Annotated in this window: 16 protein-coding genes; 4 read left to right on the plus strand and 12 right to left on the minus strand. The window is 61.9% G+C overall.

Annotation, left to right across the window (positions count from 1 at the left end; genetic code table 11):
* Nucleotides 1-161: 161 nt before the first annotated feature.
* Complete coding sequence (locus I6F31_RS03915; RefSeq protein WP_225146801.1) at nucleotides 162-1,949, plus strand: peptide ABC transporter substrate-binding protein; 1,788 nt, start codon at nucleotides 162-164, stop codon at nucleotides 1,947-1,949.
* Nucleotides 1,950-2,229: 280 nt separating this feature from the next.
* Here I6F31_RS03915 and I6F31_RS36610 read toward each other — a convergent pair whose 3' ends face one another.
* From I6F31_RS36610 to I6F31_RS03970, 11 genes are all read right to left on the minus strand, one after another.
* Nucleotides 2,230-2,508: a DUF2934 domain-containing protein gene (locus I6F31_RS36610; RefSeq protein WP_036006918.1), complete on the minus strand. Its 279-nt coding sequence runs from the start codon at nucleotides 2,506-2,508 to the stop codon at nucleotides 2,230-2,232.
* A gap of 129 nt (nucleotides 2,509-2,637) precedes the next feature.
* Nucleotides 2,638-2,823: a hypothetical protein gene (locus I6F31_RS03925; protein WP_074447556.1), complete on the minus strand. Its 186-nt coding sequence runs from the start codon at nucleotides 2,821-2,823 to the stop codon at nucleotides 2,638-2,640.
* The gene (locus I6F31_RS03930; RefSeq protein ID WP_074447557.1) at nucleotides 2,820-2,981 is read right to left on the minus strand and encodes a DUF2934 domain-containing protein; all 162 of its coding nucleotides are present in this window, start codon (nucleotides 2,979-2,981) and stop codon (nucleotides 2,820-2,822) included. Before I6F31_RS03930 ends, I6F31_RS03925 begins: the two co-directional genes overlap by 4 nt.
* 292 nt (nucleotides 2,982-3,273) lie before the next feature.
* A complete protein-coding gene (locus I6F31_RS03935) occupies nucleotides 3,274-5,298 on the minus strand; it encodes a S8 family serine peptidase (protein WP_050996019.1) in 2,025 nt (674 codons plus the stop codon).
* 47 nt (nucleotides 5,299-5,345) lie between these two features.
* Nucleotides 5,346-5,576, minus strand: coding sequence for a hypothetical protein (locus I6F31_RS03940; protein WP_036006916.1), 231 nt, complete (start codon nucleotides 5,574-5,576; stop codon nucleotides 5,346-5,348).
* 61 nt (nucleotides 5,577-5,637) lie between these two features.
* Nucleotides 5,638-6,786 carry a hypothetical protein gene (locus I6F31_RS03945; RefSeq protein ID WP_225184710.1) on the minus strand — a complete coding sequence of 383 codons (1,149 nt, stop codon included), beginning with the start codon at nucleotides 6,784-6,786 and terminating at the stop codon, nucleotides 5,638-5,640.
* 97 nt (nucleotides 6,787-6,883) lie between these two features.
* Nucleotides 6,884-7,708 (minus strand): BTAD domain-containing putative transcriptional regulator, encoded by an 825-nt coding sequence (locus I6F31_RS03950; protein ID WP_225184711.1) that lies wholly within the window; start codon nucleotides 7,706-7,708, stop codon nucleotides 6,884-6,886.
* 449 nt (nucleotides 7,709-8,157) lie between these two features.
* Nucleotides 8,158-9,333: a Gfo/Idh/MocA family oxidoreductase gene (locus I6F31_RS03955; RefSeq protein ID WP_225184712.1), complete on the minus strand. Its 1,176-nt coding sequence runs from the start codon at nucleotides 9,331-9,333 to the stop codon at nucleotides 8,158-8,160.
* Nucleotides 9,334-9,348: 15 nt separating this feature from the next.
* The gene (locus I6F31_RS03960; protein WP_225184713.1) at nucleotides 9,349-10,404 is read right to left on the minus strand and encodes a sugar phosphate isomerase/epimerase; all 1,056 of its coding nucleotides are present in this window, start codon (nucleotides 10,402-10,404) and stop codon (nucleotides 9,349-9,351) included.
* Nucleotides 10,405-10,546: 142 nt separating this feature from the next.
* Nucleotides 10,547-12,667: a glucans biosynthesis glucosyltransferase MdoH gene (gene mdoH / locus I6F31_RS03965; RefSeq protein ID WP_225184714.1), complete on the minus strand. Its 2,121-nt coding sequence runs from the start codon at nucleotides 12,665-12,667 to the stop codon at nucleotides 10,547-10,549.
* Nucleotides 12,655-14,160: a glucan biosynthesis protein G gene (locus I6F31_RS03970; protein WP_225184715.1), complete on the minus strand. Its 1,506-nt coding sequence runs from the start codon at nucleotides 14,158-14,160 to the stop codon at nucleotides 12,655-12,657. Before I6F31_RS03970 ends, mdoH begins: the two co-directional genes overlap by 13 nt.
* A gap of 219 nt (nucleotides 14,161-14,379) precedes the next feature.
* Between I6F31_RS03970 and I6F31_RS03975 the strand changes: the two genes are divergently transcribed.
* Nucleotides 14,380-15,204, plus strand: a complete 825-nt coding sequence (locus I6F31_RS03975) for an SDR family NAD(P)-dependent oxidoreductase (RefSeq protein WP_225123894.1) — start codon at nucleotides 14,380-14,382, stop codon at nucleotides 15,202-15,204.
* Nucleotides 15,205-15,560: 356 nt separating this feature from the next.
* Here the strand turns inward: I6F31_RS03975 and I6F31_RS03980 are convergent, their stop codons facing one another.
* On the minus strand, nucleotides 15,561-17,180 hold the full coding sequence (locus tag I6F31_RS03980; protein WP_225184716.1) for a tetratricopeptide repeat protein: 1,620 nt from the start codon (nucleotides 17,178-17,180) through the stop codon (nucleotides 15,561-15,563).
* Between the two features lie 1,149 nt (nucleotides 17,181-18,329).
* On the opposite strand from I6F31_RS03980, the gene I6F31_RS03985 reads away from it, so the two are divergent.
* Together I6F31_RS03985 and I6F31_RS03990 are read left to right on the plus strand one after the other, a co-directional pair.
* Nucleotides 18,330-20,066, plus strand: a complete 1,737-nt coding sequence (locus I6F31_RS03985) for an ATP-dependent endonuclease (RefSeq protein WP_225134422.1) — start codon at nucleotides 18,330-18,332, stop codon at nucleotides 20,064-20,066.
* The gene (locus tag I6F31_RS03990) at nucleotides 20,063-21,784 is read left to right on the plus strand and encodes an ATP-dependent helicase (RefSeq protein WP_225134421.1); all 1,722 of its coding nucleotides are present in this window, start codon (nucleotides 20,063-20,065) and stop codon (nucleotides 21,782-21,784) included. The genes I6F31_RS03985 and I6F31_RS03990 overlap by 4 nt, the downstream gene beginning before the upstream one ends.
* Nucleotides 21,785-23,682: the final 1,898 nt, after the last annotated feature.

The following is a 23,682-nucleotide window of genomic DNA, read 5'->3' on the forward strand; positions in this document are numbered from 1 at the left end:
AGCGCCGCGCAAGCAGGGCTGCTGCCGCTCGTGGCAAGAATCCCGGATTGCACTTTCGTTCCATCCGCAGCCGGGCCAGCGTCCTTCTCTTTGACTCCACCACGCCCGACGTGCTGAGTTAGCGCGCACTGAGCCGGTGGCGACGAAGTGGGGATCATCCAATGAACGAGAACGAAATCCGCAATCTGGTCGCAGAAGTGAAGCAAGGCACGCTGTCGCGGCGCTCATTCATCAGGACAATGGCCGCGGTCGGAATCGCGGCGCCGATCGCCAGCCAAATCCTGGTCTGGCACGATGTGGCGATGGCTGACGCCACGTTGCCGTACAAGCCGGCCAAGGCCGGCGGCGGCGGCACGCTCAAGATGCTGCTCTGGCAGGCGCCCACCCTGCTCAATCCGCATTTCGCGCTCGGCACCAAGGACCAGATCGCCTCGCGCATCTTCTTCGAGCCGCTCGCCGGCTGGGACAAGGAGGGCAACCTCATCCCCTGCCTCGCCGCCGAGGCGCCGACCAAGGCGAACGGCGGCCTTGCGGCCGACGGCATGAGCGTGATCTGGAAGCTGAAGCGGAGCGTGACGTGGCATGACGGCAAGCCCTTCACCGCCGACGATGTCGTCTTCACCTGGCAATACGCCGCAGATCTCGCCACCGCGGCCTACACCACGGGCTCCTACAAGGACATCAAGGTCGAGAAGATCGACGACCACACCGTCAAGGTGATCTTCCGGGCGCCGACGCCGTTCTGGGCCGATCCGTTCGTCGGCTCGGTCGGGATGATCCTGCCGAAGCATCATTTCGGCGAGTATGTCGGGGCCAAGTCGCGCGAAGCGCCGGGCAATCTGAGGCCGGTCGGCACCGGCCCGTACAAATTCGTCGAGTTCAAGCCCGGCGATATGATCCGCGCCGAGCGCAATCCCGACTATCACATCAAGAACCAGCCGCATTTCGACATGGTCGAGATCAAGGGTGGCGGCGACGCGGTGTCCGCGGCGCGCGCCGTGCTGCAGACCGGCGAGTACGACTTCGCCTGGAACATGCAGGTGGAGGAGGAGGTCCTCAAGCGCATGGAGGCCGGCGGCAAGGGCAAGCTCGAGATCACGCCTTCAGGCAATGTCGAGTTCATCATCCTCAACACGACAGACCCCTGGACCGAGGTCGACGGCGAGCGCTCGAGCGTCAAGACCAAGCATCCGACGCTGTCCGATCCCGCCGTTCGCCGCGCGATCAACTTCCTGATCGACCGCGATTCGATCCAGAAGTTCATCTACGGCCGCGGCGCCATCGCCACCGCGAGCTTCGTCAACGCGCCCAAGCAGTTCAAGTCGCCCAAGCTGAAATACGAGTTCGACATCGACAAGGCCAACAAGATCCTCGACGAGGCCGGCTGGACCAAGGGCGCGGACGGCATCCGGGAGAAGGACGGCAAGAAGCTCAAATACGTATTCCAGACCTCGACCAACGCGCCGCGGCAGAAGACGCAGGCCATCATCAAGCAGGCGTGCCAGAAGGCCGGCATCGACATCGAGATCAAGGCGGTCACCGCCTCCGTGTTCTTCTCATCCGACGTCGGCAATCCCGACACCTACTCGAAATTCTATGCCGACATGGAGATGTACAACACCACGCAGCCGCAGCCCGATCCGGAGCGCCTCTTGAACCAGTGCGTGTCCTGGGAGATCGCCACCAAAGACAACAAATGGCTCGGCCGCAACAATTCGCGCTATTCCGACCCCGAAGCCGACAAAGCCTACAAGGCCGCGCAGAACGAGCTCGATCCGGTCAAGCGCGCCGCGCTGCTGATGAAGGTCGACGAGATCTTCTGCGAGGCAAACGTGTTCCTGCCGCTGCTGTCGCGCCACGTCGTCAACGCCGGCGCCAACAATTTGATGATCGACATCTCCGGCTGGGACACCATCACGTGGAACCTGGCGGCGTGGTACCGGACCTGAGGGGGCTCGTGAGCGCGCTGATGGTTGCAGCGCAGCGCGGGATTCAGATCGCGATGCCGAATCCCGTCCACTGTGTGCTCCAGATCACAGCGGAATCGCGCAACCTCGCCTACAAGGATCAGGCATGGCCGCAAACAAGGTAACGGCGGTACGCACGAGGCTGGGAAGACCATCAACAGCTACGGACTTTGTGACGCCGCCAGGGTGAACAACCCGGCGGCTTTTTCCTTGCTCGCGCGACCTGCGGTCCGCGCGCAGAGGACGGAGATACCGCCCGGCGCTATGAAGCGCCCGAGCTCTTTCGCTCCTCGCGTTCATCTTCGATCTGACGTTCGGCTTCCAGCCAGAACTCCAACTCGCGATTGCTCGGCCGTCCCGCCTGCTCCCAGAGCTCATAGGCGCGTGTGCGCACCTTGCCACGGCGCATTATGCGAAGCAGCTTTCGTTTCAGTTCCTCCGCGAAGCTCCTGAAGCGTTGTCCGGTGGTTTCATCCCTGACGAGCGAGGCCGCTCGCGTTGCGAGTTCGATCTGGTGCTCTAGCTTCTTCTGCTCGTCCACCACCGAAACTGCCGCGGAAAGAATTGTTGTCGGAGCCGTGCGGACACTAAATTCCTTTCCGGGATGGTCCGTTCCCTGAGGTGCAGCGTTTCGGAAGTGACCAGCCGAGCAGGCATCGGTTGGGCGCCGCTAGTGCCACGTCGTGTCGGCTTCGACGATCACCACCCTGATTTCAGGGTCCTCAGTCGTGTTGCAGGAGCAGGGCATGCCCTCGCCACAGCGGCAGCCGCCGAGCTTCTCGCTCCAGACCCGGAGCGGATGGTTTTCGCAGACCCATCCAAGACCCTGGCAGAATGGGCAGGTCTTGTCGGTCACAGCGTATCCGGCGTCCGCAGCGTGCTCGACCTGTCCTCGTTGCGCAGCTCCTGCTCCGCCGCGTGCCAAAATTCCTCCTCGCGCCCTTCGGGCTTGCCCGCCTGCTCCCACAATTGGTGCGCGCGTTCTCTGATCTCTTGCTCGGTCGGCTCGGACAATTGCACCTCCTGCTTGGAAGCACGGCCCCACCCAGGGGGGTATGGGGGGCTTGGAGGCGGGGCCGTGCAGGCCAGCGATCGGCGGCGATGCTGACCCGCGGAGTCAAGTTTCGATCGGGCGCGAGAGTTCCAAGCTGCGCCTGTGCGGCACGACGCCGCGAAGGAAAATCCAGGACGCGGCAAACAATCCACCATGTTCCCAAGGCGAGCGGCCGCAGCAATTGCCTCAAGGCAGTCGGCACTCGGGGCACAGCTGCTGCTGTGCCCCTTTCTGAGATGCCAAGGACGCGCGTTAGAGCAATCCCACCCTGTGCATGATTTCCCGGATCTGCGCCGGATTCGGATCCACCATCATGGGCGCGACTGCCGCGCCTGCGGTCTGTGCGGGACCGTGAGCGACGGAGCTCGATCCGTTCTTGATCGGATCGACGGACTGCAGATTCATTGCGGCCGCCGTTTGTGCCGGACCGCGCGCCACGTGGATCGCACTGCCGTGCACGGGATCGGCGGACGGCGGCGGCGACCCCACGGGAACCATGCTCGGCGCTTCGACCGACTGCAATCCAAGCAGACGCCGCAACGTTGCCAGCGCAGGGTCGGTTGCGGTAGCGGCGGCGATCACCGGGGCGACGCCGGTTTCCAGGCCGAGTGCCCGCATCACGTTCGGCAATCCCGCGCCGGTCCGATTTGGGTCGCCAAACTGCAGCGGCGTCGCGGTTTCCTTCAGAATTTGGAACAGCCGCTCGACACGGCGTGCGTCGCGATTCTGAAAGTTGCCTTTGGTGAAGTCCGGATGATGCGCCAGCACCAGCGCGGCCAGGCCCGTGACATGGGGAGTCGCCATCGAGGTGCCGTCCCATGCTCCGAAGCCATCGGCGGGAAGCGACGAGACGATCGCCACACCAGGCGCGCAGACGTCGACCTCCGGACCGAAGCAGGAGAACTTTGCCGGAAAATATCCGTCGCGGCTCTGGAAGCCGTCGAGGGCCTGCTGCGAATGATAGCTGTCGTTGGGGAATTCGCCCCACTTGCCGATCGCGGCAACCGCCAGGCAATGCGGCGTCGACGCGGGAAACTGCACCGGCCCCGAGGAATTGCCCGCGGCGATGATGCAGGCCATACCCATTTGCTTGGCCCGGATGATGCGTTCCTCGATAATGCGCGAAGGCTCGCCGCCGCCCAGGCTCATATTGGCAACATCGATGCCATGCTCCATGCAGTAATCGAGCGCGGAGACGAGATCGCTGAACCGGCCGCCGGGGAAGATGCGGCAGACGTGGATTTCCGCCGCGGGAGCGAAGCCGCGGATGCCGCCACCGGCGCCGACGGGTCCGCCAGCGATGATTCCAGCGCAATGCGATCCGTGGCCGATCGTATCGACGGTCCAGGCCGCCTTGTCGGTCCCGACGATACTGGTGCCTGCCGTGATCCCGTGCAGATTGCGATGGGTCGGCGCCAGGCCGGAATCGATGACTGCGATCTTCATGCCGGCGCCATCGAAGGACGGCGGCAGACGATCAAGGCCCATCGCGCGCTCACCCCATCCCATCAATTGCTGGCCGGGGAAATTCCGCAACACCGCGCCGAGCGCCCTGGCAACGATCCGGTTGACGCTGTTAGGAACGAGCTGCGGACGATCGAGCCAGAAGGTCCAGTAGTCGATCTTCGGTTTGACCAGGATCGAGCGGATGGTCTCGGGTCTTTCGCCTTGCAGGGTCACTGTGGCGCGGCCGGTGGCGTCCGTGATGCCTTGGGCCGGCCACATGCTGCCGAACACATAAACCTCGGCTTCAGGCAGCGGACCATCCTGGCCCAGCACTTCGATCGTGGTCGTGAAGCCGTCGGCCAGCGGTGTCAGCACCCCCGGATTGGGCAGCTGCGGCGTGGTCGGATCGAGCATGTAGCTCAGCCGCTCGTCGCGCTCCACCGCGCAACGCTGTCCCGCCTGGGTCTGCAGCAACTTGGCCTTGTCAGGAGTCATCTTGGCGAGGACCAGCGGGCTGAGCGGCACTTGTCCGAGCTCTGCGCTCTGAAATCCGAACAGGCGCGGCGGAGAGACCGTTTTCACCACTTCGATGTCGGGACTGTTGCTGAGCTGCTGAGTCAGGAAATCGACGCTGAAGGTCGCAAGCCCGGGCTGCTGCTGCGGCGCGATCATGAATTGCGCCGGGCGCGCTGCGATCGTTGCGGGCTCCTGCCCCCGTGACGATGATGGAGCGGTGCCCTGGTCCGGAACGGACCCGTTGCCGTTCATCGCGGCTTCGGTCGCGTCGTGCTCGCCCTGCGTGGAAGTTCCTGATTTGCCTTTCGTGGCCATCTGCGGCCTCCTTGATGTTTTGCGTGTCCAATGTTTGCCCACCGACGTCAGTCGGCATCGAATGGCTTCAGCGCTGAATCCGGTTCGACCACCAGCGTGGCAAACGTCGATTTCAGGCGATCGGCCTGTGTGGTCGTCATCGACAAGATGACGACATCGGGTGCGACTTGCGCGACTCGCTTCACGCCGGGTTCACGCTGCAAGTGTTCGTTGAGCTCACCGGATTGGACCGGGCCTCCCTGCACGATGAATTGCTGCGACGCGGTTGAATCGGCCATCTGGTTTCCATTCACGTCTAAGCGCAGAGGGCGGGCTTGCGCCCGCCCCCACGCGTTGGGTCTAGTGCATCGTGCCAGCGGGCTGGCCGGCGTTGAAGACTCCGAGCTGACGGCCGATATCGAGGCCGGTCTGGGCGCCCTGGCCGATCTTCTTCAGCACGCTCCAGAAGCCCTGCAGCTCGATGTCGGAGACCTGCGCCGCCGCGGGCTGCAGGCCGGGCTGGGCGCTGAACACGCCGAGCTGCTTGCCGACATCCAAGCCGGTCTGCACGCCCTGGCCGATCTTCTTCAGCACGCTCCAGAAGCTCTGCAGCTCCATGTCGGAGACTTGCGCCGCCGCGGGTTGCAGGCCGGGCTGGGCGCTGAACACGCCGAGCTGCTTGCCCACATCCAAGCCGGTCTGCACGCCCTGCCCGATCTTCTTCAGCACGCTCCAGAAGCCCTGCAGCTCCATGTCGGAGACCTCCGCCGCCGCGGGCTGCAGGCCGGGCTGGGTGCTGAACACGCCGAGCTGCTTGCCGACGTCCAAGCCGGTCTGCACGCCCTGGCCGATCTTCTTCAGCACGCTCCAGAAGCTCTGCAGCTCCATGTCGGAGACTTGCGCCGCGGCAGGCTGACCGCCGGGGCCGGCACTGAACACGCCGAGCTGGCGACCGATATCGAGGCCGGTCTGGGCACCCTGGCCGATCTTCTTCAGCACGCTCCAGAAGCTCTGCAGCTCGATGTCGGAAACCTGCGCCGCGGCGGGCTCCAAGCCGGGCTGGGCGCTGAACACGCCAAGCTGCTTGCCGACATTCACGCCGGTCTGCACGCCCTGACCGATCTTCTTCAGCACGCTCCAGAAGCTCTGCAGCTCCATGTCGGAAACCTGCGCCGCCGCGGGCTCCAGGCCAGGCTGGGCGCTGAACACGCCGAGCTGCTTGCCGACATTCACGCCGGTCTGCACGCCCTGGCCGATCTTCTTCAGCACGCTCCAGAAGCCCTGCAACTCCATGTCGGAGACCTGCACGGTATCTTGCATGTCCGGACCGGCCGAGAACGGCAGGAAGCCACCACCGATGTTGCCGATCGCGCCGCCGATCTGCTTCCCCTTCTTGCCGCCGAGCAGGTTGCCGATAACGCGTCCGGCCGCGCCGCCGAGGATCGAGCCGAAGATCCCCTGCGGGTCCAATTGGCCGTAGTCCTCAGTCTGTTGCTGAAATCCAGTCATGTTCAAAATCTCCTGATGAAGTGCTTGAGCCGTGAGCGACACGCGCTCCCCACAGGGAGGCGGGATCACTGCGCACGATTGTGCGAGCGGCTGAAGGCTACGACAGGGATCGTGATGCAGGCGTCACGTCGAGCGTGAAAGTTGCGTCAGAATTCTTATCGCGAGGCAATTTGAGTGAAGTAGATCTTACAGCGGCTCGGAACGTGTGCCGGATTTCGAGCTGCAGCCGTTCCGTCTCTCGCTCCGGCGCTGCGCGAACCTCGCGCCACAGTACGGAGCGGCAGAGATCGTACTGACGGAGCGCATCGGTCCGGCGGCCTTGCTGCGCGTAACAGCGCATCAAGATGCGATGAATCTCTTCCTGCAACGGGTCGATTGCGAGGATCCGTAGCGCGAGTGCGATCGCGATATCCATGTGTTCGCGCCCGCCGGAGTCGAGCAGGCCCGCAAGCGCCCGCATCGCCAGGGTCCGCAGTCGCTGGCGCTCGGCAGACAGCCAGGCCTCGAATTGGCATGAAGTCGAGCCGATGCCCTCGAGAAGGTCGCCGCGATAAAGCACCGCCGCGCGGGCCAGACGTTCGGGATCCCCTCCCGTCAAAAGCCGCTCGAATTCCCCGACATCGGTGCTGATGCTGTTCGGACAGATGCGTATATCATCGCGATCGGCCAGGATCACATCCGAATATCGCGGCAGCTCACGCCGCAACGTGAGCAGGGCTTGTCGAAGACTGGCGCGCGCGCGATCGCCGAAATGACCGTCCCACAACAGCGTCGCGAGCTTGCCGCGCGAAATGGCGCGAGGGGAACTGAGCGCCACGTAGCCCAGGAGAGTTGCAGCCTTGCGACTGGGGATCAACACCGACTCGCCGGTCGCACACACGACCTCGACACCGCCGAAGAGATTGATCTGGAGCAGCGACATTGTCCTTTTCCTTCGGTCATTGTCTTCTGTCCCTCATTCTATCCAGGGGCGAACATTCTTCTTATGATCATGATCACTAGGACACGGACAGCGCCGATTGGCCGCACATCGTCGATCAGACCGGATGCTCTTACGGGCACCATACAATCTAGGTTAGACAAAGCAATGGAACTCGCCTTGGCTCCGCGTCAGCAATTTGTGAGAGCGGAAATTTCAGATGTGTGAGGTAGCCCATAGTCAGCATGCAAATTGCAGGCGCCACAATTGCTCGCATTTGATGCATCTTTCGTGCGGACGTCGGACGCCGCAAGCTGTCGCATGACGTGACGCACCGAATGCCGTGCAAGTTGTCTCACTCGGCGGTACTCGACAAAGCGAAGTCATCGGTCATGATTGCATCCATATAGAGCAGATCCGTCGACAACGGGTTCCGCGGCTTCGCGACCGCCTTACGTCATCCGAACCCAGACGCCATTACCCGCGGACGACTTCACCGCAGCATCGATCAACTTCACGCCGGCGAGGCCATCCTCGACCGTCGGGAAGATGACATCGGGATGCGGCTTTTCACCGGCCGCTGCCGCGCGGATGGCGCGCGCCGCCTCGGCATAGATCGTTGCGAAGCCTTCAAGGTAGCCCTCAGGGTGGCCTGATGGGATGCGGCTAACGCGGGCGGCCTCGCCCATTGCGCCGGCTCCGCCGCGGGTCAGGAGCTGCCTGGGCTTGCCGTAGGGTGTGAACCAGAGATGGTTCGGATTCTCCTGCGCCCATTCGAGGCCGCCTTTGCTGCCGTAGACGCGCAGCGTGAGCCCGTTCTCGTTGCCGACGGCAACCTGACTCGCCCACAGCATGCCCTTGGCGCCGCCCTTCCACTTCAGGAGGATCTGGACATCATCGTCGAGCCGCCGCCCCTCGACGAAGGTCGACAATTGCGCGAGCAGCTCGTCGAGCTCGAGCCCGCTGACGAAGCAGGCAAGATTGTAAGCATGGGTGCCGATGTCGCCGATGCACCCGCCGGCGCCGGACCGGGACGGGTCGGTGCGCCACGCCGCCTGCTTCTGGCCGGTGGTTTCCAATGGCTCGGTCAGCCAATCCTGCAGATACTCGACCTTGACGAGACGGATCTCGCCGAGATCGCCATTCGCGACCATGGCGCGCGCTTGCCGGATCATGGGATAGCCGGTGTAATTGTGCGTGACGACGAAGATCCTGCCGGTCTTCCTGACCAGCGCCACCAGTTCCTCGGCCTCTGCAACGGTCGTCGTCAGCGGCTTGTCGCAGATGACGTGGATGCCGGCTTCGAGGAAGGCTTTCGCGACCGGGCGGTGCATGTGGTTGGGCGTCACGATCGCGACCGCCTCGATGCCATCCGCCCTCGCCGCTTCAGCCCGCGCCATCTCCTCGAACGAGCCATAGGCCCGGTCGTCGGCGATACCGAGCTCCTTTGCGGACGTCTTGGCGCGAACCGGATCCGACGCGAGCGCGCCGGCGACCAGCTCGAACTGGTCGTCGATGCGCGCGGCAATGCGGTGGACGGCACCGATGAAGGCGCCTTGGCCCCCGCCGACCATGCCGAGGCGGATACGGCGATGGCCGCCGGTTTCATTGCTTGCTTCGATCGCCATGTTGCACCCTCTCTTTTAGGAGATGCCGAGCATCTTGCGGTTGGCAGCCGCGTCAGCGCCGCCGCCTGCGAAATCGTCGAAGGCTTTCTCCGTCACCCGGATGATATGGTTTCGGATGAACTCGGCGCCTTCGGCCGCGCCTTGCTCGGGATGTTTCAGGGCACACTCCCACTCGAGCACCGCCCAGCTGTCGTAATCGTATTGCGTGAGCTTGGAGAAAATGGCGCCGAAATCGACCTGACCGTCGCCGAGTGAGCGGAAGCGGCCGGCACGGTCGACCCAGCTCTGGAAACCGCCATAGACGCCCTGGCGACCGGTCGGATTGAATTCGGCGTCCTTGACGTGAAACGCCTTGATGCGCTGGTGGTAGATGTCGATGTAGTCGAGATAGTCGAGCTGTTGCAGAACGAAGTGCGAGGGATCGTAGAGCAGGTTCGCGCGCGAGTGGTTGTTCACCCGCTCGAGAAACATTTCGTAGGAGACACCGTCGTGGAGGTCCTCGCCAGGATGGATCTCATAGGCGAGATCGACACCGTGCTCGTCGGCATAGTCGAGGATCGGCCGCCAGCGCCTGGCGAGTTCGTCGAAGGCGGTCTCGATCAGGCCGGCGGGGCGCTGCGGCCAGGGATAGACATAGGGCCAGGCAAGCGCGCCGGAAAACGTTGCCTGGGCCGTCAGCCCGAGCCGCCGGGACGCCAGGATGGCGCGCTTGACCTGATCGACGGCCCATTCCGTGCGGGCCTTGGAATTGCCACGCACGTCCGGCGCGGCGAAGCCGTCGAACGCCGCATCATAGGCCGGGTGAACGGCGACGAGCTGGCCTTGCAGATGGGTCGAAAGCTCGGTGATGGAAAGCCCGTGCCGAGCCGCAACACCCTTCACCTCGTCGGCATAGGTCTGAGACTCCGAGGCTTTGTTCAGGTCGAAGAGCCGCCCATCCCAACTCGGAATCTGGATTCCCTTGTAGCCCAGCGATGCCGCCCATCCGCACATTGCATCGAGCGAATTGAACGGCGCCGCATCGCCAGCGAACTGAGCGAGGAATATCGCAGGCCCTTTGATCATCTTCATCGCGTGCTTCCTTCCTTGGACGTTTTGGGGCGCTTTTCCGCGCACTTGGTTCGAGGATGCCGGCCATCAAGAGAGAGAGCAATACCGGACTATGCAACGAGAAAAGCTTCAAACGGCCGCAGGACAGATCCAGGCCGCAGCTTCATCGCTTCTGCAACACGCTGGAAAGCGCCGGACCGTCGTTCAAGATCGAGAAGATTTCCCGCGAGGATAGATGCTCTGCGGCCTCCTCGAAAGTTTCGCTTGCATCGACCTTGGCACGGCCGACCGCCAGGTTGGCGTCGACCGTGTCGGGCCTGGTGGCGCGAGGAGGCAGCAACTGCGCGAGGTGGAAGGCCAGGAGCGCGGGGTCTTGGCGCAGCTCCACCAAGGCGGGGCTGCCCCCTACGTCTGCCGACGCGCTGAGTTCGTTCGCTCGCCGCAGCACGGAAGGCGGCTCTCGTTCTTCGGGAGTAACAAACAATCTTCCGGAGGCGGGCATGGCGGTCAGCGCGCCTATGGGAACGGCGAACAGCAGCCCAACGATGACCGGCGACATCCAAAGCAGAAGGGGCACCGAAACCGCGTACGCGCTTGCGGCCATCGCAACGCCGCACAGGGTTGGAATGCCGTACTTCCGATAGAGTTCACGGCGCTCCACCGTGCCGTCGTCGCGCCTCTGCGTCTGCCAGCCGGCATCGCGGCCGGCCAAAATCTCGACGACAGCGATCGACTGAAAGATCATCATCACCGGCGCCATCAGCGCGGACACGATGATCTCTGCGAGAACTCCGGCCGAAGCACGCAACGCGCCGCCGAACTGGCGTCTCACCGAGCCCCGCATCCAAACGAGGACCAGGCTGAGCAGCTTCGGCAACAGCAGCAGACCCATCGTGGCGACGAACACCCAGATGGCGAGCACGGGATCCTGGGCCGGCCAGGTCGGAAACAACGAGAACCCCTTCGGAAAATACTCTGGCCGCACGAAGCGGGCCTGCAGCGAGATCAGCATTCCCAGCAGCAGGAACAGCAGCCACAGCGGCGCCGTCAGATACGCTCCTATGCCCACCATGAAATGGACACGCGATACCCAGTGGAGACCCCGCGCTGGCACGACAGCCAGATGCTGAAGATTGCCCTGACACCAGCGTCGGTCGCGCGCCGCAAAATCGAGCAGCGAAGGCGGCACCTCTTCGTAGCTCCCGCCGAGCGTCGGCAGCATGTAGATGCCCCACCCGGCCCGCCGCATCAACGCAGCCTCGACGAAATCGTGGCTCAGGATGTGCCCGCCGAATGGCTTGCGTCCGCGCAACTGCGGCAGCGCGGCCGATTCCGCGAACGCCTTCACCCGGATGATCGCGTTGTGGCCCCAGTAATTACCTTCCGAGCCGTGCCACCAGGCGACGCCGGCGGCGATCATCGGTCCGTAGAGGCGGCCTGCGAATTGCTGGACCCGGCTGAACAGGCTTCGCGCGTTGACGACCATGGGGAGCGTCTGGACGAGGCCGGCGCTCGGATTGCTCTCCATGGCATGGACCAGTCGGACGATGGTCTGCCCGCTCATGAGACTGTCGGCGTCGAGCACGATCATGAAGTCGTAGGCGCCGCCGAACCGCGTGATCCACTCGGAGATGTTGCCGGCTTTCCGAGCCGTGTTGTCGGCTCGATGGCGATAGTACAGGCTTGGCGTTCCGACGGCTTGTCGCAGCGCGAGGAGCGCTTTTTCCTCGGCGACCCAGATGTCGGGATCGGTGCTGTCGCTCAGAACGTACCAGTCGAACAGCCTTCCTTGCGAGGTCGTCTCCAGGGATTCGATGATCGCGCGAAGCCGCGCCGTCAATCGGTGCGGATCCTCGTTGTAGGTGGGAAGCAGCATGGCGGTGCGGCTTGCGATCGCAGGCAGCTCCTCGTCCGGCGCAAAGGCGCCTGGACGATGGGCCAGCAGCACGAAGAAGCCGGCCAGCGCGGAAGCGAACGAGAAGGCGACCCAGGCGAGCAGGACCAGGAAGAGCGCCAGCACCATGGCTTCAAGGACGGTGACGCCGCCGACCTGCAGCACGCGATACATCTCGTATCCGCCGGCCCCCGTGAGCGCCGCCGTCGAGAGCAGGATGAGGCCGCGCCGCCAGGCCATTGCGGGGGCAACCGGCGCAGGAATACGGTCGGGTACCAGGCTTTTTCCGAGGTCGCCAGGAGCCATCGGCAGGGGGGCCTCCGTCGGCAGCAGGCGCTGGGTCGCGATATCGCCGGCAATCGGCAGCGGTGCAGTGCTCAGGGCGCCCATCGGTAGACCCAGACTTCCGACAAGGGCTTGTCGCCTTCGGCCAGGAACGCCCGCAGTTCGACCGGCTCGCCTTTGACCCGGCACTGGAAGCTGAGCCGCCAGCCACCGGTGTAGGGATTGGGCTGCGTGACGATGTTCTTCACCTCGGACTTCTCCGCCGTCACCACGCCTTTGACACCGGCAGGATCGACGCCCTTGAGGTTGTCGCCATGCAGATCGAGCACGAACAGGCGCGCATCTCCGCCCCTCGCTCCTATCCCGCTTCGCGTAAATCTGGCCAGCGAATGCGGCTTCGGGCTATCTGGCCCCCAATGCAGCCGATAGGTGTAGTTGTGTTCGCCCTTGGCCTGGAGCGGGCTTTTCGGGCGCCAGAATGCGGCAATGTTGTCGTGGATCTCCTCCTTGGTCGGGATCTCGAACAGCACGACGCCGCCCTCGCCCCAATCGCCGATCGGCTCCATCCAGAGACTTGGACGTTTTTCGAAACTGGATTCGATGTCCTGGTAGGCGAAGAAGTTTCTCTCCCGCTGCATCAGCCCGAAGCCACGCGGATTGAGATCCTGGAAGGTGCTGATCTGGAGGTCGCGGGGATTGCTGAGCGGCCGCCACAGGCTTTCGCCCTTCCCGTTGAAGATCGCAAGGCCGTCGGAATCGTGGACTGAAGGGCGGAAATCGTCGATGTCGTTGCGGTCGTTCGGACCGTAGAAGAACATGCTGGTCATGGGCGCGAGACCGGCGCGCGGCATCTCGACGCGCGGGTAGACCGACATCTCGACGTCGAAGACCGTCGTCTCCCCGGGGCGCACGGTGAACCGGTAGCTCGCGGTGCAGCTCCTGCTGTCGAGCAGAGCATGAATCACCAACGAGGTCGCACCCGGCGCCGGCCGTTCGAGCCAGAACGTCTTGAAGAGCGGAAATTCCTCGCCCTTGGCTTCGCCCGTATCGATCGACAGCCCCCTCGCGGAAAGCCCGTAGGTCTGCCCCTTGGCCACGGCGCGGAAATAGCTCGCACCTAGGAAGACGCAGACCTCGTCGTAATAGTCGGGACGGTTCATCGGCGCATGGATGCGGAAGCCCGCGAACCCGAGATCGCTGTCCTCGAACGGCGGGACCTTCTCGCCGAAGGAGAAGTCCGCCTTGCGGTACTTGAGCTCGGATGCCTTTCCGTCCGCGACCTCGAAGATGTTCACTCTGTTCTTGTAGAAGAAGCCGCGGTGGAAAAACTGCGCCTCGAACGGAAGATTCTTGCCGCGCCAGAGCGCCCGCTCGGGCAAAAAGCGGATCGAACGATACTGATCGTAGTCCAGGTCCTTCAATCCGCCCGGGAGCTTCTCGTCCGGCGCCTCGTACGGCTTGCCCGCCAGCCTCCGCGCCAGGTCCCTCACGGTGGACGGCCCGAAAATGTCATCCGAAGGGGCGGCCAGACTGCATCGGGAAGCAAGCAGCAACGCCGGCAGCACTGCCGACCCTTGAACAAGCTGGCGTCGGTTCACGTGCTCTCCCCGATCGTTACTGCTGCCCCGGCCAAGCAAACGACCATCACGCCCACGAGTTCCAGCCCGTCCGGCGCCCAACTCGAGGAGCGGCCAAATAGAGGTAAGCTAAATGCCCAAACCGGATGAAATTCGCCGTCCGGCAGTGTGCCTGGTGCAAGCGCTGGCGATCGGCTTCAATGTCGCAGCTGAGTGACATTTCATAGCAGGAAGAGGATCATGGCATCGCCTGACAGGACGAGGATTTTGGCTGGGCAGGTGGCCCTGGTGACCGGCGCAGGGCGAGGGCTCGGCCGCGCCTTTGCGGAAAAGCTCGCCGCGCTCGGTGCCAGCGTCGCGATACACGGCATGCGCGAGAACGGACCGGCCGAATATGGCGAGGGCACCACGCTCACTGCCGTTGCCGCGGAGATCAGCCGAGAATTCGGCGTGAGCACCGTGCGCGTGCTTGGCGATCTCACCAGGACCAACGATATCTCGCGGGTGATTGCCGAAACCGAGGCCGCTCTCGGTCCGATCGACATCCTCGTGCACAATGCGGGCGGCGATATCGCGGCTGCGGGTGGCAAGCCCGATCCGAACGATGCCGTGAACATCAAGGAAGCCGACATACGGGCCGTGCTGGAGCGGAACCTGCTCTCGACCATCCTGACCTGCCAGGCGGTCGCGAAGGGCATGATGGAGCGGCGGCGCGGCCGCATCGTCACGCTCGGCTCGGTCGCCGCCTTCAAGGGCCGCACCAACGGCTCGATCTATGCGGTGGCGAAGGCCGGCGTGACGCATTACACGCGTTGTCTTGCCGACCAGCTCCGTGCCTACGACATCGCCGTCAACTGCATCGCGCCCGGTGACACCCGCACCGGCCGATTTCTTGGCACCCGAGCGGTCGACCCCAACCGGATGGTCGAGACCGGGACGCTCGACCGCATCGCCACCGTCGACGAGGTCGCGCGCGTGGTCGAGTTTTTTGCAGGACCCATGGGTGCCTTCGTCTCGGGCCAGGTGTTGCGGATCGACGGCGGTGGACAGGCGTGGCCGGCGTGAGCGGCCGAAAATGTCACCATGTCGCAAGTCCGATTGTCGGGCACGATGCGTGACCCGCGGACAGGGCCCTTGCGCCGATGGACCAAGGGGCAACATGCCTCCGACAGGCGCCACTCATTGCAGGCGACCTAGCAGCGCCGTTCGTCCGCGCGCGGCCGCGAGCTCATCGGGGACTACCCTCCCTGCCCGCTACCATCGCGCCCGACGCTGCCGCGTCCACCGCAAGCCCGGCTCGCGATCAAGACGACGACGCGATCGCCCCTCAAGATGAGCCGGGATGGGCTGGGTGTACGATATTCCGAAATTCGGCTCAATACCGTGAATTTTGGCCGGCGCGACAGCCAAAGCCTTGCGTCTCATTTCCCGGCAACGAAGTAAAAATCCTGCCGGCCCGAGACCGATCCGTAGCTGAACGGTTTTTGTGCACGATTGGTCGCCTCCATGACGTCGTCACGCACGACGTCGAACAGCCGGCGCACCTCGAGACCGGGCTTGCGCATGTTGTTGACGAACGCCGTGGCGAACGGGCTGTTCCTGCCCTCTCCGTCGAGCGCCATCTCTCCGTCCTTTGCGGCATACACCACCAGCGTGCCCGCCTCGGGCTCGATCGCCGCAAGGCCGCGCGACACCGAACGCGACGCCAGCGTCATGGTGCGCTTCATCTGGTTGGCGAAGGGATTGTCGCGGCAGGCATCGAGGACGATGAGGCGCAGCCGCTTGGCGCGTTCCGCCGCGTTCAACACCTGGTCCAGCGCCACGGCTTCGAAGCTGACGTCGCGGTCGGAGGCGATCTTCGCGTCGATCGGGATCAGGTAGTTGACGCCGCCGACCTCCATGCCGTGACCGGCGTAATACACCATCGCCCAGTCGGCGATTTCCGCCTGCCTTGCAAAGTCGCGCAGCGCCGCGGTCAACGCATCCTTGCGCAGATCGGTCAGCAGCGTGACGGATTCGAATCCGGTGAGCCTGAGCGTTTCGGCGACGAGCGCCGCATCGCGCGCCGGATTGGCGAGCGCTGCGACATTCTCATAAGCGGAGTTTCCGACCACGAGCGCGATGCGCCTGTCATTTCTATTTGACGGTCCCGGCAGCGCGATGACCGACGTGGTGGTGGCGGGAACGGTCTTGATGGACGTATCGTCCAGCGCGGCGAGGCGTTCGCGCGCCTTGTCCATCGCCCATTTCGCGCTGTCGTACTTCTGCAGGGCAGCCAGAGCTGCGTTGAAGTCGGCGCGGGCCTTTGCGACCTCGCCCAGCTTCTCGAACACCATTCCGCGGTTTACCAGCGCGCTCTGATGTTGCGGATCATTGCGCAGCGACTCATTGAAATCGGCGAGGGCTTGATCGTACCTGCCCTGAAGGAGATAGATGTCGCCGCGGTTGTTGTAGGCCAGCGTCGTCCTCGGCAAAAGCCGGATCGCCTCGCTGAAATCGGCCACGGCACGCTCGGACTGGCCGGTGTCCCGATAGGACAGTCCGCGATTGTTGAACGCATAGCCGTAGGTCGGGTCAATGCGAATGACCTCGGAGTATTCAGCGATCGCCCGGGTGTGGTCGCCCTTGCCGGCATAGAGCCGCCCTCGATTGAAGTAGGCGAACTTGAACCTCGGATTGATGCGGATCGCTGCGTTGTAATCCGAAAGCGCGCGCCCGGAATCACCTGCTGCGGCATAGGCCATGCCGCGGTCGTTCAAGGCGTTCAGATTGTTTGCATCGAGCCGGATCGACTGGGTCAGGTCGGCAATGGCCCGATCCACCTCGTTCCGGCGAAGCAGGGCGGCGCCGCGATGCTGCCAGGCAAGCGCGTATTTCGGATCGATGCGGATGGCCTCGCTGAAATCGGAGATGGCGCGATCGTAGTCGCCCTTGTCGCCGTATTCGGCACCGCGATTGTCGTACGCCACGGCGTCGCGCCCGCCGCTCTTTGCGATCAGCCGCGAGCACGCGGCGATGCGGTCTTCATGGCCGCGCTGCACGCAGATGGTCCGGTCGTCTGCGGCCGCAAGATCAGCAGCTGCCAGAGAAGTGAAAAAAAAGAAACTGAAAACCAGTGCAATCCGATTCCGCATGGTCGCCACCCTGCTCCGAGCCGGCAATATACACACAGGAAGGCGGCCACGCCTGTGATGGTGATCACAGAACCGGTCGCTTGCTTCCCGAGCAAACCTTCGAGGACCGGCGCGACGGCCAAGTCAAATCGGTATTCGAGCATAAGTCGGCGTGAACGGTCGAGGGTCTCGTCCTTGTCTCCAGCACGGACAGGGCGCCCGCGCCGAGAGAGTAAAGGGCAGCGTCGTGGGGGCTCCGACAGCGCTTCGCATCACAGACACGCCTTCGCAGCCTCGCGACTGATTTCGCCCGAGCCTTGCTTCGTCACTTCACCCTCTGAAAGCCAAGAGGGCACAGGGAAGGCCGGGTGCTGACATCGCACCCGCGGTCTGCTGCGCAAAATGCACACGCAGAAAACCGCACAGCAGCATACAGGTGGTGCCGATCACTCGGCCTTCCCTGCGCGATGGTCGGACGGCTTATGCCGCGCTCTCCCGGGAGCCGAGTTCCTTCTGGCCTCCCTCGCGCCTCGCGGAATTCACCGGCCGCCGCGCCGGTTGACGCGACTGCCGCATCCGCAAGAGCTTGACCGTAGCAACGACGGCCAGGACCACACGGTTTTGCCGTACGCACGGCCCGCCATTTCGCCGCAGTTTTCCCTGCACCGTCGACGGAGCCGGAAACTTACAGACGAGACGAAACCTAGCAGCGCCGTTCGTCCGCGCGCGGCCGCGAGCTCACCGGGGACTACCCTCCCTGCCCGCACCTTTCGCGCCCGACGCTGCCGCGTCCACCGCAAGCCCGGCTCGCGATCAAGACGACGACGCGATCGCCCCTCAAGGATGAGCCGGGATGGGCGGGGTGTACGACATTTCCGAAATTCGGTAAAGGGGAATATTTTTGTGGGGAGGGGTTGACGGGGTGGAGGAGGTGTTTTGCCCATGGGACAAATTCATTCCTTTCCGCCTTAGGGGCGAGAGATCGCCGACGAAATAAGTTCTGCGGCGCCGCCGGCGGTTGCAAAATGCCCGCTCTGATTGCAATTTACTGCCACAGATTCTCTTTTGAGGAAGCGCATGTATTTGGCCGAACTCGCCATTAAGAATTTCCGGCGTCTTAGTGATGTCACTTTGAAATTTGCTCCAGGCCTGAACGTCTTGGTCGGCCCCAATAACGTCGGAAAAACCGCGGTCGTCGACGCACTACGTGCACTGTTGGCTGGCATGGATGACCCGTATCCTCGTTTCGACACTGACGACATCCATCTTCCCAAAGGCGGAAAGGCGAGCGGCGACATCGCTTTCAAATATACGTTTCGTGATCTCTCCAGTGAGGATGAGGCCGACTTTTCTCATGCCCTGAAATCTGACGCGGAAGGTAATATCGAGGCCATTCTCGGCGTTACCTACGGTGAACCGGACAAGAGCGGTCGGCTACGGGTACGTAAGTGGTGCGGAGATCATGACGACGTATCGGTGACCTCGGGAATGCTTGAAAATCTGAGGAGTGTTTATCTTCCGCCATTGCGAGATGCGGCACAAGGTCTCAAACCCAGCCGGACGAGCCAGCTCTCAAGGCTCCTAAACCTACTTTCGGACGAAATTGGCCGCACTGGGATCGAGGCGGAACTGAAAAAATTTGATGAGGAACTTAAGAAGCACCAACCAATCGTCGACACACAGAATGCGATTACCGCGCGTCATCAAACCATGCTTGGTGCGCAGCTCGCTCAAATTCTCAATGTGGGGTTAAGCGCGAGCGATTTTCAGAAGCTGGCGTCACGCGTTTCGTTGTTAGTTGACGCTTTTGAGATCGAAAGCAATGGGCTCGGCTACAACAACTTGATTTTCATGGCCGTTGTATTGAGCGAGCTGTCCAAAAACGCCGAATCAGCCTTCCGAGGTTTGATCGTTGAGGAGCCGGAGGCGCATCTACATCCTCAACTTCAATCAGTACTTCTAAGATATCTGTCCGAGATCGACTGCAAGGTTGGGGAGAAACCCGTACAGGTTTTTGTGACATCGCACTCGCCGAATTTTGCGAGTATCGCAAAACTTTCTACAATAGGCTGTCTTGTTGACACTGGTTCAGCAGTCGAGAGCTTTCACCCGCGAGATGTGAAGTTCGAAAAGGGTAAGCGCGATAAACTCGAGCGCTATCTGGACGTGACGCGCGCAGAACTCTTTTTCGCGCGCCGCGTGATCTTTGTCGAAGGCGCTGCTGAACTCATGATGGTCCATGTGCTCGCAAAAGAAGCTGGCAAGGATCTGCGAGATCACGGCATTAGCCTAATCAGCGTCGAGGGGCTGAACTTCGACTCGTTCATGCCCCTATTCGGGGTGAAGGCTATAAAAATTCCAGTGGCGATCCTCACCGATGCCGATCCGGCAAAGGTGACAGACGCTCACGGCAAGAAAGAGCCGTACTACCCCAAATTAGGAGAAGCAATCGTCCCATCGGACAACGTCCTTGCGATGAAAAAATCGGAAGACGAATTCGTGAGGGTTTTCCATGGAGTGAAGACGTTCGAGTACGACTTCGCGCTTTATGATAAGAATCGACAACTAATGTTGGACGCTTTGGAGGAACTCCATCCCCAGATTGGAGCTGATTTGCGCATTGAAGTTGGAATGGCCCCAGACGATGCCGCCAAAGCTCGTGTGCTGTTCAGCGGCATGTTCGAACGAACGTCTGGTAATGTCCAAAAAGGGAGGTTTGCCCAGACGCTTGCCACTAAAATCGTCGACGGCGGCCTCGATATCGAGATTCCTCCTTATATTTCGGCTGCGATCGAGCACGTAGTGAAGAAATGACAATTTTATCTTCCCAGCAAAGGAGCGTTGTAGAGCTTCCTTTGGGGCCGGTATGTGTGACAGCGTGCGCCGGAAGCGGCAAGACTACGACTGCGACACATCGCTTGCGTCAGATGCGCAAGTTGCTGGACGACCGCCATGGTATCGTGGCGTTGCTCTCATTCTCCAACGTTGCGGTCGATACATTCCGTCGAGATTATTACGCACTGGAGCACGCACAATCAGCTTCCTTGCGGCCATCCGCTGTCGAGATCGACACCGTTGATGGCTTCCTAACCACAAACGTTATCCGTCCTCATTCGCATCGGGCAATGGGCGCCCCGCGAACTGCTTTCCTCGTCGACGGGCGGGAAACGTTTTTGAAGGGGTTCACAGTTTGGGATGGTAGGCGGGGGCACCTTACGGCTGACCTGCGAATAAGTTACGAAAGTGGCGCCTTCGCGTACGAGGCGGGACCGAGCTATGCCGCAGTAAAGATCGCCGCATCCGATGGCCAAAGGGCACTGGAGAAGCTCGGGAAGATAGGAGCCTATACACATTCATCGGGTCGCTATTGGGCAATCCGAACGTTGAAGGAGCAGCCCTTCGTCCTGCGATCACTAGCGCGCCGCTATCCATTGATACTAGTTGATGAAGCGCAAGACATTGGAAAAGAGCACCAAGAAATTCTCGAGATGCTAGCTAAGGCAGGCTCCGAGCTGTCGCTGATTGGCGACCCAAACCAAGGAATCTACGAGTTCTCGGGTGCGACTGGAGAATTTCTCCGCGCTTACAAGGCGCAGTCAGGCGTGACGGATAAAGGTCTCACGGTCAATTATCGGTCCGTGGAAGCTATCGTTAGGGTCGCGAATAAACTTTCCGGCCGGAACGACGAAGCAGACCGCAAGGCTGCAACCGCTTCCCAAGGGGCGCTTTTCCTTCCGTACAAGATCACCGAAAAAGAGCGGCTTCTTGATGCGTTCCGAAACATGCTCGCCTCGGCCAATATCCATCCAAGCAAGGCAGCGGTTCTTTGCCGATCCGGTAAAGGCGTAGATGAATGGCGTGGCGGCGAAGAGGATCAGGGTCAAGGAACGATCAAGCAGTTCGTCAACGCGACCATCTACCGCGACAAGCTCCACCAGTATCACGACGCGTTTCGCTATGTATGCAGCGCGGTGGTGGGCTTGCTTGCTGATCAGCATGGGCAGCTTGTTAGCCGGATTTCACGCAACCAGGAGACCGAAGTCAAACTGCTAAGGCGCGTCCTTTGGGCGTTCGTAAGGGACGCTGATGCGGGCGTGCCTGCCGGTGGACTACTCGCCGACTCTCAATGGCATCCATTGCTCGTCGCACGAGTGAAACAGCTTCTCGGTAGGCTGGAAAAGGAATTTAATCTGACGCCGACGGATAATATCGGAAACAAGCTTAAGAAGAGCGGTCTCCTGAACAAGCCCCTCATCGCGACACCGGATTTGGCTTCGACGCCGACCTCTACGCCATTTCGCGTTTCGACGATCCATCAGGTTAAGGGCGAAAGCATTGACGCGGTGATGTACATTGCTGACAAACGACAGGTACGCGCATTGCTCGATGGTACCGGTACGGAGCTTGGGAGGATCGGGTATGTGGCGGTCACTAGAGCGCGAAACTTGATGGTCCTTGCCGTACCCGATACTTGCGTAGGCGAATTTGAAACCGAGTTGGTCACGTGCGGGTTTCGGAAAGCAGGATCGTGACGGCCAGACCAGCGTTGCGATTTGGCATGCAAGACAAAACCGAGGATTTGCGCTGGGATTTGGTAGCGGGGGAGCGCTACCGCTTTTCCCCACACCCGCCGAACCTACGATATCTCATCCATTCCTTTGCATGTGGCAATTTGCGAGCGCCGAGCGGGCCCGCCTTAAGCCATTGACGAGAGGTGTGAACCGTCACGAACCGCACTCGTGCGAGATCGAGCGACAGCGTGGGAAATAGAAGGCGAGCGCGGTTTGGGCGCTCCAGTCGTATTGCGGGGCCGGAGCCCGCCCGGAATCGCACTCGCGCTGTGCACAAGAGAACGGTTTGGCACCGAAGAAGGGCATTTGGGGTCTCGTAGCTCTCCTGGGCTCTTCCGGCTGCGGCAATTCCCATTTTAGTGCCGCCACAGGTGTTCTTCTAATGACGGTCGGGCTGATCAGATTTGGCCCGCCACCCAATAGTTAGAGGGCAGTTTCATGACGAACTGCCGCCTGCCGAGCGCGACCTCAACGTCAAAAGGCGACTGTTCGCTTAAACCATTTCCTTGGTAGGCCAATGTAGTAGCCCCGCCTCCGAAGTTCCGGCTCGGACCTGTTGAGCGTTTCGCAAATGGATTCCACAGGCGCGCCTGCATCGACAAGGTCGCGCAACAGTTCATCTTCTCGTATGGTCCAACGAGGAGAGCGGAGAGCGGCCTTCAATGTAACCTCCTAGGTCTGAGTTAATGCGGTTCTGAAGAAGAACTGTCCGCCAGCCCGAGCGCATTGCCAAGCTCGGTCTGCGATTCCGCGTTCGTGTTCTGGAATGCGGAGTACAGTCAATTAGGATGGAGACACCGATCTGACCAGATTTTAGTCTCCCAACTGTATGGCCGCCCATAGCGTGCCTCGATCACCTCGTGATCGTGTCCACTTCAAATTGGCAGCGGAGGATTTCCTTCGAAAGCTATACGTTGGCATAGCCGAAGGATGCTTTGGAGCCACTAGGACTCACCTTAGACCGTGACGGACCATCTGTGAGATGGGCGTTCGGCCCTGGAGTTACTCTGCGTGCCATAGTCTATCGCTATGGATCGCCCGCCGCGGCCAGAACCGGCAGTACGAAATATGCAGTGGACCGGGCGCCTTCGCCGCTCCAATGCCGCCTCGACCAGCACGGCGCTCGCATAACTGCGGCCGACTTGTTGATACGGCCGTGATGGGTAGCTCCCATTGCCGACAGCCGCACCCGCGGGTTCAGCCCCAAATAGCTCACCAGCTTCTGCAGGACTGTTAAGCCGCCTGGTCCTGCAGCGCAGTGCGCGTCATATCAAAGCGGCCTGCGGATCGAAGCTTCTCCCAAACACCCTACGAAGGTTTGGTGGACGTCAATGCCAATCATCCGTCGCATTCGCATCTCCTGCCAGACACCTGACGGGAGCTGCGCCGACGCGACAACTAGGGATTCGCACTCTCACCGCAACCGGGCGAGCCGCAGGAGGCGGCCAGCTACTAACTCAAGTTCTCGGCCCTTCCTGTATATCGGCCTGCCACATCGTGCTTCCGATGCCTCGGATTGGGCTCGTAGCTGTCGACGCACGCATGTCGCTTCCGAAGCAACGTGTACGTGTCTCGGCGCCTTGAGCAAGTGAGAAGTGGACGCTGTGCTTGCTACGCCGCTAGCTGAGCCCGCGACAAACTCTCGATTCCAAGTGACAGGGGCTCTGGCAGTGCTGCGTGTAAAGCACGCGCGACTGCCGGAGTTGCTTGTCAGCGTCGAGCCAGCTTAATGCCGCTTTCCCAATGCTGTTTGGTGCGGACCACGACGGTGTATAGTCCCCGCAGGGCCAAATAGATATTTTTGGGCCGGGCGACCTCTCCGAACTGATGAGCACTCGCCCGTAGCGCCGGCCATGCGC

The sequence above is a fragment of the Bradyrhizobium sp. NBAIM01 genome (assembly GCF_020194115.1).
GTDB classification, from domain to species: domain Bacteria; phylum Pseudomonadota; class Alphaproteobacteria; order Rhizobiales; family Xanthobacteraceae; genus Bradyrhizobium; species Bradyrhizobium yuanmingense.

Bases quoted from the DNA above. Each gene is read 5' to 3' on its own strand.
- I6F31_RS03960 (WP_225184713.1), bottom strand. From the start codon at position 10,404: ATGAAGATGATCAAAGGGCCTGCGATATTCCTCGCTCAGTTCGCTGGC.
- I6F31_RS03985 (WP_225134422.1), top strand. From the start codon at position 18,330: ATGTATTTGGCCGAACTCGCCATTAAGAATTTCCGGCGTCTTAGTGAT.
- I6F31_RS03935 (WP_050996019.1), bottom strand. From the start codon at position 5,298: ATGGCCACGAAAGGCAAATCAGGAACTTCCACGCAGGGCGAGCACGAC.
- I6F31_RS03975 (WP_225123894.1), top strand. From the start codon at position 14,380: ATGGCATCGCCTGACAGGACGAGGATTTTGGCTGGGCAGGTGGCCCTG.
- I6F31_RS03915 (WP_225146801.1), top strand. From the start codon at position 162: ATGAACGAGAACGAAATCCGCAATCTGGTCGCAGAAGTGAAGCAAGGC.
- I6F31_RS03990 (WP_225134421.1), top strand. From the start codon at position 20,063: ATGACAATTTTATCTTCCCAGCAAAGGAGCGTTGTAGAGCTTCCTTTG.
- I6F31_RS03955 (WP_225184712.1), bottom strand. From the start codon at position 9,333: ATGGCGATCGAAGCAAGCAATGAAACCGGCGGCCATCGCCGTATCCGC.
- I6F31_RS03940 (WP_036006916.1), bottom strand. From the start codon at position 5,576: ATGGCCGATTCAACCGCGTCGCAGCAATTCATCGTGCAGGGAGGCCCG.
- mdoH (WP_225184714.1), bottom strand. From the start codon at position 12,667: ATGGGCGCCCTGAGCACTGCACCGCTGCCGATTGCCGGCGATATCGCG.
- I6F31_RS03950 (WP_225184711.1), bottom strand. From the start codon at position 7,708: ATGTCGCTGCTCCAGATCAATCTCTTCGGCGGTGTCGAGGTCGTGTGT.
- I6F31_RS03945 (WP_225184710.1), bottom strand. From the start codon at position 6,786: ATGACTGGATTTCAGCAACAGACTGAGGACTACGGCCAATTGGACCCG.